The following is a 10061-nucleotide window of genomic DNA, read 5'->3' on the forward strand; positions in this document are numbered from 1 at the left end:
GTCCACTTGATGCAGGGAACTCCTTACACTGCGTGATCAGGAGTTGTCGGGCGATTCCCCGACTTACCCCCCGCGCTCGGGGCTCTTCTCCCGGGCACCGCATGCGGCCATTCGGCCGCGGTTGGCTGGTTTTCCCCTCCCCCGGGGAACCTCCGGTCGGTGCCATTCGTGATCCAAAGGAGCACACTAGGGGGGCATACAACCCAAGTCCCGCTATCTGACTCGGCCGCACCGGGGCAGCCTTGGAAAGGGGTGGGAGCGTCATGGACGCGATGGACAAGGATCGCGACATCCCGGCACTCGGGGCCCGGCCGTTGTGGACCGAGGAGCCGGCGCGCAGGCGGCGGCTGCCCGATCCGGTCCGCGCCGCGGCGGTGCGGGCGGTCATCATCATCGCCGTGACGCTGGTTCAGACGATGGTCGCGCTCCTGTGCACCCTGGCGGGCTCATGGTCCGCCTTCCCCACCGTGCTCGCCACGGTGGCGAGCACGGTGGTGGCGACCTGGGGCGTGCTGGACGTATGGGTGACCCGGCAGGTCTGGCGCCAGCGGTACGGAGTGGTGTCCCGGCCCAGCAGCACGGCCCGGGAGATGCGCCGGCAGCGCCGCCGGGCCGGTGAGGCGGAGCCGGTCACCTCCCGGCCGGCTGCGGAGCGCGGGCCAGCTCGCGGCGCAGCCGCATAAAGGGCCGGGGCCGGTCGACGCCGAGGGCGGCGGTGGAGATCCCGCCACGTTCGTAGACGGCGAGGAAGCCGCCGCCGTCGGCCGGGTCCCCCTCGGCGATCCGGACGGTGTCACCGGGTGCGCGCCGCCCGGCGTACTGGATACGGGCGCCGTACTGGTCGGACCAGAAGTAGGGCAGCGCCTCGAAGGGTTCGACGGTGGACCCGGCGAGCAGATTGCGGGCGGCGACGGCGCCCTGCAGCATTCCGCTGGTCCAGTGCTCGGCCCGGACGGTGCGCGCGGTGCCCGGCTGGGCCAGCCGGGCCACGTCGCCGACGGCCACGACATTGGGCAGCGCGGTGACACAGCCCGTATCGCACCGCACCCCGTCGTCCAGGGCCAGACCGGAGCCTTCCAGCCACCCGGTGACGGGACGCACCCCGACGCCGACGACCACCACATCGGCGGGCAGCACCCGCCCGTCGGTGAGCTCCACACCGGTGACCCGGCCGCTGCCGCGCAAGCCCTCGACGCCGGTGCCGCACAGCAGGGTGGCCCCGCCCCGCGCGTGCAGCCCGGCGCACACCCGGGCCATCTCCTCGCCCAGTTGGGGCACCAGCGGCAGCGGCGCGGCCTCCACGACGGTGACATCGAGCCCGAGGGCGGCACAGGAGGAGGCCACTTCGGCGCCGATGAAGCCCGCGCCGATCACCACCACCCGTGCGGCACCCGCGCGCAGCGCGGCGCGGAGCCGGGTCGCGTCGTCGAGGGTGCGCAGGGTGTGCACCCCGTCCAGCCGCGGAAGGGGCAGCGTTCTGGGCGTGGCCCCGGTGGCGATGACGACGCCGTCGGTGCGCAGGGTGCGGCCGCCGGTGAGGCGGATCTCCCCGGCGGCGGTGTCCAGTGCCTCGGCCCGGGCGCCGAGCAGCCATTCGGCGTCGAGTTCGGCCTCCTCCTCGGGATCGGTCAGGGCGAGGCGGCCCGGTCCCTCGTCCGGGTCGCCGTCCCCGGTCAGGAACTCCTTGGACAGCGGCGGGCGGTCGTAGGGGCGGTGGCGCTCCTCCCCGACGACGACCAGCCGCCCGTCGTATCCCAGGGAGCGCAGGCCCCGCGCCGCGTGCAGTCCCGCGAGCGAGGCCCCGACCACCGTGACCGTGGTGAGCGTCGTCATGCCACGGCTTCTTCCGGTGCCGCGTGCACGGGCTCGCCGGTAACGGTGCGCACCGCGGGGTGGACATACAGCATTCCGTCCACGACCGTGACAGCGTGGGTCCGTACGGGCTTGCGGGCGGGCAGACAGGTCGGCTCGCCGGACCGCAGATCGAACAGCGCGGCGTGCAGCGGGCATTCGACGTAGCAGCCTTCCAGCCACCCTTCGGAGAGGGAGGCGTCCTGGTGGCTGCAGGTGTCATCGATGGCGTAGAACGCTCCGTCGGTGTGGAACACCGCGATCGTCGCGGTGGCGTCGCCGGCCTCGACACGCAGCGACTCACCCTCCGGCAAGTCCTCGATACGGCAGACGGGAATCATTGGCCCCCCTCACGTTGATCGGTATCATGCGTTGTGGATAGTGCACTGAAAAGCGCGATGCGCAACAGAATCCAGATCGGGAAGGCAGCCGTCAAGAGTTCCCCGGACCGAGGGGCCCCACGCAGAGCCACCGGATGGTGAGATCAGAACCATGACGAACACGACCGAGGATCGGGCCGAGGAAAAGCGGGGGGCCTCCGGGGCAGTGCAGTCGGTGGACAGGGCGGTGAGCGTCCTGGAGATCCTTGCCAGGCTCGGCGAGGCCGGAGTGACCGAGATCGCCGACGAGCTGGGGGTCCACAAGTCGACCGCCTTCCGGCTGCTCGGCGTTCTGGAGAACCGCGGACTCGTCGGGCAGGAACGCGACCGGGGGAAGTACTACCTGGGCGCCGGGGTGCTCAGACTCGCCGGCGCCGCCGCCATCCGCCTGGACATCTCGCAGGAGGGCGCCCCGGTGTGCCGGGCACTGGCCGACGAGACCGGTGAGACGGCCAATATCGCCGTCCTGGACGGGGACGCGGCGGTCAACATCATGCAGGCGCGCGGCGCCGCGGCGGTGACCGCCTTCAACTGGCTGGGGCGGCGCACCGCGCTGCACGCGACCGCGAGCGGCAAGGTGCTGCTCGCACATCTGTCGGGCGAACGCCGGGAGCGGCTGGTGACGCGAAAGCTGCCGCGGTTCACCGAGCACACCATCACCACCTCCGCCGAGCTGCGGCAGCAGCTCGAGACGGCGGCCGAGCGCGGCTACGCCTATTCATGCGAGGAGTTGGAGATCGGGCTGAACGCGGTGGCGGCTCCGGTGCGCGGCCACGACGGCGCGCTCATCGGGGCGATCGGCGTCTCGGGCCCGGCATACCGGATGGCGCAGAGCCGGCTGCCCGATCTGGCCGAGTACGCCGTGAAGACCGCCGAGGAGCTGTCCCGGCGGATGGGCTTCCCCGGCTGAGCCGCCACATCACCCCACCCACCCGACGAGGGGGCCGGACGACTCCGGCCCCCTCGTCGCGTCTGTGGCCAGGGGCGCCGAGGAGCGTGTGACCGACGCGAAACCCCCAGTCAGCGCCGGTTTACAGGCGGTTTTCGCGAACCCCTTGACCGCACGGGGCGGCGACTTTCAGGATGTCTCTCATCGCGCAACATGCCGCGCTATACGCAACTGGGTGGTAACCGACGACCGTTGAAACGGCCTCGGCCTCACCCTCCATCGAGGCAGTCATGCCAGCTCCCGTGCACCGGTCCCTGCGATCGCAGGAGAACAGAGGAGTGAGCCATGCCACAAGAAGCCCGCGCCGTCGTCGCGGTCAAAAAGGGCGCCCCCGTGGAGGTGCTGCCCGTTCTCGTGCCCGAACCCGGCCCCGGTGAGGTGCTGGTGGGAGTCCAGGCGTGCGGCGTGTGCCACACCGACCTGCACTACCGGGACGGCGCGATCGGTGACGAATTTCCGTATCTGCTCGGGCACGAGGCGGCCGGAATGGTCGAGGCCGTGGGCCCCGGCGTCACCGGACTCGCACCCGGTGACTATGTGGTCCTGGCCTGGCGGGCGCCGTGCGGCGGCTGCCGCTCCTGCCGCCGGGGCCGCCCGTGGTACTGCTTCGACAGCCGCAATGCCGCCCAGCCGATGACCCTGACCGACGGCACCCCGCTCAACCCGGCGCTGGGCATCGGCGCGTTCGCCGAGAAGACGCTGGTCGCGGCGGGGCAGGCGGTGAAGATCGACCCCTCGGCCCGCCCCGAGGCGGCGGGCCTGATCGGCTGTGGGGTGATGGCCGGCTACGGCGCGGCCGTGCACACCGGCGGGGTGTCCAACGGCGATACGGTCGCGGTCATCGGCTGCGGCGGCGTCGGCAACGCCGCGATCGCCGGGGCCTCGCTGTCCGGCGCGCGCCGGGTGATCGCCGTGGACATCGACGACGCCAAGCTGGACGCGGCCACCCGCTTCGGCGCCACCGACACCGTCAACTCGCGTGGTACGGACCCGGTCGAGGCGGTGCGCGAGCTGACCGGGGGCTTCGGCGCCAATGTGGTCATCGACGCGGTGGGCCGACCCGAGACCTACTCCCAGGGCTTCTACATGCGCGACCTGGCCGGGGTGCTGGTGCAGGTCGGGGTGCCGGATCCGGAGATGCGCATCGATCTGCCGCTGATCGATCTGTTCTCGAGGGGCGGTGCGCTCAAGTCGTCCTGGTACGGCGACTGCCTGCCAAGCCGCGACTTCCCGGTCCTGGTCGACCTCCACCTCAGCCGCAAGCTGGATCTGGACGCGTTCGTCAGCGAGACGATCACGCTGGACGAGGTCGAGACCGCGTTCGCCAAGATGCAGCGCGGCGAGGTGCTGCGGTCGGTGGTGGTCCTGTGACTACCGACATTCACGCCCAGGCATACGGCCCGGACAAGCGCGTCGTCATCGTCGGTGCCGGGATCGTCGGCTGTTCCCTCGCCGATGAGCTGACCGCCCGCGGCTGGCGGGATGTCACCGTCGTGGAGCAGGGCCCGCTGCTCGCCCCCGGCGGCTCGACCTCGCACGCCCCCGGCCTGGTCTTCCGGACCAGCCCCTCCAAGACCCTGACCGACTTCGCCGTCTACACCGTCGAGAAGTTCTCCTCCCTCGAGGTCGACGGGCTGTCCTGCTTCAACCCGGTGGGCGGTCTGGAGATCGCCACCAGCGAGGAGCGCTGGGCCGAGCTGCACCGCAAGGCCGGGCTGGCGGCCTCCTGGGGCGTACGGGGCGAACTGCTCGGCCCGGCCCGATGCGCCGAACTGTGGCCGCTGCTGGACCCGGACCGGATCCTGGGCGGTTTTCACACCCCGGACGACGGGCTGGCCCGGGCGCTGCTCGCCGCCCGCGCCCAGATGGAGCGGGCCACCGCGCACGGCGCCCGCTTCCTGGACCGGCACACCGTCACCGGCATCGAGCGGGCGGACGGCCGGGTCACCGCCGTCGTCACCGACCGGGGCACCTTCCCCGCCGACATCGTGGTCTCCGCCGCCGGGTTCTGGGGCCCGCTGATCGGCGCGATGGCGGGGGTCCCCGTCCCTCTGCAGCCACTGGCCCACCAGTACGCCAGGACCGGGCCGCTGCCCGAGCTCGCGGGGGTCAACGACCCGCGTACGGAGGCGAGCCGGCCGATCCTGCGCTTCCAGGACCGCGACCTCTACTTCCGCGAGCACACCGACCGCATCGGCATCGGCAGCTACGCCCACCGCCCGCTCCCCGTCGACCCGGCGCGGCTGCCCGCGTACGACGAGGCCCCGGTGATGCCGTCCTCGCTGCCGTTCACCGCCGAGGACTTCGCCCCGAGCTGGCAGGACAGCGTCGGACTGCTCCCCGCGCTCGCGGCGAGCCGGGTCGAGGAGGGCTTCAACGGCGTCTTCTCCTTCACCCCCGACGGTATGCCGGTCATCGGCGAGTCCCGCGAGCTGCGCGGCTTCTGGCTGGCCGAGGCGGTGTGGGTGACCCACTCCGCGGGCGTCGCCCGGGCCGTGGCCGAGTGGATGACGGACGGGCGGCCGGGCATGGACGTCCATGAATGCGATCTGTACCGCTTCGAGGACGCGCAAGCCTCCCCCGCCTATGTCGCCGAGCGCGGGGCCCGGAACTTCGTCGAGGTCTATGACGTCATCCATCCGCTGCAGCCGATGGAGCAGCCCCGTCCGCTGCGGGTCAGCCCCTTCCACGTCCGGCAGCGGGAGCTGGGCGGGTACTTCCTGGAGGCCGCGGGCTGGGAGCGGCCGCACTGGTACGAGGCGAACGCCCCGCTCGCCGAGTCGATCGACCTGCCCCCGCGCGACGCCTGGTCGGCCCGCTACTGGTCGCCCATCGCCGCCGCCGAGGCCAGGGTCACCCGGGAGCGGGTCGCGCTGTACGACATGACCCCGCTCAAGCGGCTGACGGTCACCGGGCCCGGTGCGCTGGACTTCCTGCAGCGCATGACGACCAATCAACTGGCGAAGAAGCCCGGTGCGGTCACCTATACCCTGCTGCTGGACGAGGCCGGAGGCATCCGCAGCGACCTCACCGTCGCCCGGCTGTCGGAGCGCCACTTCCAGGTCGGCGCCAACGGCGGACTGGACCTGGACTGGCTGCTGCGCCACGCGCCGGAAGGGGGCACCTCCCGGTCGAAGACTGGGGGAGTCCATATCGCCGACATCACGCCGGGCACCTGCTGCATCGGCGTCTGGGGCCCGCTGGCCCGGGATCTGGTCCAGCCGCTGACCCGCGACGACTTCTCGCATGAGGCGTTCGGCTACTTCAAGGCCCGGCAGACGTATATCGGCCATGTCCCGGTGACCGCGATGCGGCTGTCCTACGTCGGCGAGCTCGGCTGGGAGCTGTACACCACCGCCGACATGGGGCTGCGGCTGTGGGACACCCTGTGGGAGGCGGGCCGGCGCCACGGGGTGATCGCCGCCGGGCGCTCGGCCTTCAACAGCCTGCGGCTGGAGAAGGGCTATCGCGCCTGGGGCCATGACATGACCACCGAGCACGATCCCTACGAGGCCGGAGTCGGCTTCGCCGTCCGGATGGACAAGGGCGACTTCATCGGGCGTGCGGCGCTTAAGGGCCGCGGCGAGCGGACGGCGGCGCGCAAGCTGACCTGTCTCACTCTGGACGACCCGGCCGCGGTCGTCATGGGCAAGGAGCCGGTGTACGCCGATGGCGTCCCGGCCGGCTATGTGACCAGCGCGTCCTACGGCTACACCATCGGGCGGACCGTGGCCTACGCCTGGCTGCCCGCCGCGGCCGCCGTGCCGGGCACCGCGGTCCACATCGAGTACTTCGGCGAGAAGGTCCCCGCGACCGTCGCCGCCGAGCCCCTCTTCGACCCGCGCATGGAGCGTATCCGCCGCTGACGCGAGCGCGTGCCGAGAGCGCGTGCCGCGAGCGTCCGCGAGCGCGGGAATCGACCGCTTGGAGGACCCCTGATGGCCCCCACTCACGCTGTGATCGTCCCGGGCCCCGGCGGCATGGGCCGTGCCGCCGCCCACCCCCTCGAACTCTTCGCCCCCCGACGGCTGTTCGCCGCGCCCGCCTGAGGAGAACCCCATGACTGTGGCTCCCGAGTCCCCCGCCGCCACGACCCCCAGTCTGCTCGCCACTCTCCCCGGCCACTGGTACACCGCTCCCGGGATCTTCCGGCGGGAGCAGGAGCACCTGTTCGAGGCCATGTGGTTCTGCGCGGTGCGCGGGGCCGATGTGGACCGGCCGGGTGCGTTCCGCACCGTGCAGGTCGGCCGGGAGAGCGTGCTGATCACCCGCAACCGACAGGGTGAGCTGCGGGCGTTCCTCAACATCTGCCGTCACCGCGGCGCCCGGCTGTGCACCGAGGAGTCCGGGACGGTGCGGCGCTCGCTGCAGTGCCCGTACCACGCCTGGACCTACGATCTGGACGGCAGGCTCACCGCCGCCCCCAACCTTCAGAAGATGCCCGATATCGACCGGGTCGAGCGCGGACTGGTGCCGGTGCGGCTTCGCGAATGGCTCGGCTATGTCTGGGTCTGCCTGGCCGAGGATCCACCATCGTTCGAGGAGACGGTCGTCGGGGCGGTGGCCGACCGGCTCGGCGACGCGGCATCCGTGGAGCGCTACGGCGTGGCGGGGCTGGCGCTGGGCCGCCGGATCTCCTATGACGTCCGGGCCAACTGGAAGCTGATCGTCGAGAACTTCATGGAGTGCTACCACTGCGCGACGATCCATCCCGAACTCACCGAGGTGCTGCCGGAGTTCGCCGACGGCCTCGCGGCGCAGTATTTCGTCGGGCACGGCGCCGAGTTCGCCGAGGAGGCCCAGGGGTTCACGGTGGACGGCAGCGAAGGGTTCCGCCGCATCGCAGGGATCGCCGAGGAACAGGACCGCCGCTACTACGCGATCACGGTACGGCCGCAGGTCTTCCTCAACCTGGTCCCCGACCACGTGATCATGCACCGGATGTTTCCGCTCGCCCCCGATCGCACACTGGTCGAATGCGACTGGCTCTACGCACCCGAGGTGGTGGCGTCCGAGCGGGATCTGTCGAAGTCGGTGGAGCTGTTCCACCGGGTCAACGCCCAGGACTTCGACGCCTGTGAGCGCACCCAGCCCGCCATGGACTCCCGCGCCTACCGCGACGGCGGGGTACTCGTCCCCAGCGAACACCACATCGGCGCCTTTCATCGATGGGTGACCGACCATGTCCCGACCCCCGACGCGGAGGAATGCCCGTGACGGACCTCTTCATCGGTGGCCAGTGGACCGAAGCGATCGACGAACGCACCCGTGAGATCCGCTGCCCCGCCGACGGATCGCTGGTGGCGGTCGTCGACGAGGGCGGCGGCAAGGACGCGGCCGAGGCGGTGGCCGCCGCCCGGCAGGCGTTCGACCAGGGGCCCTGGCCCCGAACCCCGGTCGGGGCGCGCGGCGATCTGCTGCTGCGCGTCGCCGGTCTGGTGGAGCGCGACAAGGCCGGGCTCGCCCGGGCTGAATCGCTGGACACCGGGAAGCGACTGGCCGAGAGCGAGCTGGACATCGACGGTGTGGTGGCGTGCTTCCGCTACTACGGAGAGCTCGTGCGCACCGAGGCGGACCGGGTCGTGGACACCGGCACCGAGCACACCGTCAGCCGGGTGGTCTATGAACCGGTCGGGGTCTGCGCGCTGATCACCCCGTGGAACTATCCGCTGCTGCAGACCTCGTGGAAGGTCGCCCCCGCGCTCGCCGCGGGCAACACCTTCGTACTGAAGCCCAGTGAGCTGACCCCCAGCACGGCGATCGCCCTGATGCGGCTGCTGGCGGAGGCCGGGCTGCCGGGCGGGGTGGCCAATCTGGTGCTCGGCCCGGGCGCCGAGGCCGGGGCCCCGCTCACCGACAACCCCGATGTGGACATGGTGTCCTTCACCGGGGGCCTGCGCACCGGGCGCCGGATCATGGCCGCCGCCTCGGGCACGGTCAAGCGGACCTCGCTGGAACTGGGCGGCAAGAACCCCAATATCGTCTTCGCCGACGCGGACTTCGAAACCGCCGTGGACTACGCGCTCACCGCGGTCTTCCTCCACTCCGGGCAGGTCTGCTCGGCCGGGGCCCGGCTGTTGGTGGAGGACCCCGTGCACGACGCCTTCGTCGAGGAGGTCGTGCGCCGCGCCCGCGGGATCCGGCTGGGCGGGCCGTTCGACGAGCGGGCCCAGACCGGCCCGCTGATCTCCGCCGCGCACCGGGCCAAGGTCGAGGCGTATGTGGCGACGGGGCTCGCGGAGGGCGCCCGGCTGCGCTGCGGCGGCGGCCGCCCCGACGATCCGGCCCTGGCCGACGGCTACTACTTTCTGCCGACCGTCCTCGACCGCTGCCACAACGGTATGTCGGTACTGGCCGACGAGTCCTTCGGGCCGGTGCTCACGGTGGAACGTTTCGTCGGCGAGGACGAGGCGGTACGGCTGGCCAACGACACCGTGTACGGGCTCGCCGGGGCCGTATGGTCCGGCGACGAGGGGCGGGCGCAGCGGGTGGCCTCCCTGCTGCGGCTGGGCACCGTATGGATCAACGACTACCACCCCTATCTGCCGCAGGCGGAGTGGGGCGGGTTCAAACAGTCGGGGAGCGGACGGGAGTTGGGGCCCTGCGGGCTCGCGGAGTACCGGGAGGCCAAGCACATCTGGCGCAATACGCGGCCGCGTCCGCAGGGCTGGTTCGCCTGACGGGGCATCCGCCCGGGCCCGGGGCGGCACGGCGAGACGGCTGCACGACGAGGCGGCGGCACGACGAGGCGGCGGCACGGCGAGGCGGCGGCACGGCGAGGGCCGCGCTGCGCCATTCGGGTGAGCTCCGGTCAAGGACATTGCCCGCACCCCACCGGAATGGGTTACTGAATCCGTCCGATTCCGGTGGGCTGCCCATCC

8 protein-coding genes are annotated in these 10061 nt (G+C 71.8%); 6 read left to right on the forward strand and 2 right to left on the reverse strand.

All coding sequences use genetic code 11. From position 1 onward, the window contains the following. Nucleotides 1-263 precede the first annotated feature (263 nt). Nucleotides 264-683 (forward strand): hypothetical protein, encoded by a 420-nt coding sequence (locus STRVI_RS26530; protein ID WP_014058712.1) that lies wholly within the window; start codon nt 264-266, stop codon nt 681-683. Here the strand turns inward: STRVI_RS26530 and STRVI_RS26535 are convergent. Both STRVI_RS26535 and STRVI_RS26540 read right to left on the reverse strand, forming a co-directional pair. Next, on the reverse strand, nt 631-1833 hold the full coding sequence (locus tag STRVI_RS26535; RefSeq protein WP_014058713.1) for an NAD(P)/FAD-dependent oxidoreductase: 1203 nt from the start codon (nt 1831-1833) through the stop codon (nt 631-633). The two genes, STRVI_RS26530 and STRVI_RS26535, sit on opposite strands and share 53 nt — an antisense overlap. After that, nucleotides 1830-2192, reverse strand: a complete 363-nt coding sequence (locus STRVI_RS26540) for a bifunctional 3-phenylpropionate/cinnamic acid dioxygenase ferredoxin subunit (protein ID WP_014058714.1) — start codon at nt 2190-2192, stop codon at nt 1830-1832. The genes STRVI_RS26535 and STRVI_RS26540 overlap by 4 nt, the downstream gene beginning before the upstream one ends. Nucleotides 2193-2343: 151 nt before the next feature. On the opposite strand from STRVI_RS26540, the gene STRVI_RS26545 reads away from it, so the two are divergent. The 5 genes from STRVI_RS26545 to STRVI_RS26565 all read left to right on the forward strand — a co-directional run bounded on the left by STRVI_RS26545 (nt 2344) and on the right by STRVI_RS26565 (nt 9860). After that, a complete protein-coding gene (locus tag STRVI_RS26545) occupies nt 2344-3141 on the forward strand; it encodes an IclR family transcriptional regulator (protein WP_014058715.1) in 798 nt (265 codons plus the stop codon). Nucleotides 3142-3465: 324 nt separating this feature from the next. Further along, a complete protein-coding gene (locus tag STRVI_RS26550; protein ID WP_014058716.1) occupies nt 3466-4551 on the forward strand; it encodes an S-(hydroxymethyl)mycothiol dehydrogenase in 1086 nt (361 codons plus the stop codon). Beyond that, nucleotides 4548-7046, forward strand: coding sequence for a GcvT family protein (locus tag STRVI_RS26555; RefSeq protein WP_014058717.1), 2499 nt, complete (start codon nt 4548-4550; stop codon nt 7044-7046). The genes STRVI_RS26550 and STRVI_RS26555 overlap by 4 nt, the downstream gene beginning before the upstream one ends. A 193-nt stretch (nt 7047-7239) precedes the next feature. Further along, nucleotides 7240-8397 carry an aromatic ring-hydroxylating oxygenase subunit alpha gene (locus STRVI_RS26560; RefSeq protein ID WP_014058719.1) on the forward strand — a complete coding sequence of 386 codons (1158 nt, stop codon included), beginning with the start codon at nt 7240-7242 and terminating at the stop codon, nt 8395-8397. Further along, a complete protein-coding gene (locus tag STRVI_RS26565) occupies nt 8394-9860 on the forward strand; it encodes an aldehyde dehydrogenase family protein (RefSeq protein WP_014058720.1) in 1467 nt (488 codons plus the stop codon). The genes STRVI_RS26560 and STRVI_RS26565 overlap by 4 nt, the downstream gene beginning before the upstream one ends. Nucleotides 9861-10061 lie beyond the last annotated feature (201 nt).

Origin of the sequence: Streptomyces violaceusniger Tu 4113, from assembly GCF_000147815.2 — a bacterium.
GTDB lineage: Bacteria > Actinomycetota > Actinomycetes > Streptomycetales > Streptomycetaceae > Streptomyces > Streptomyces violaceusniger_A.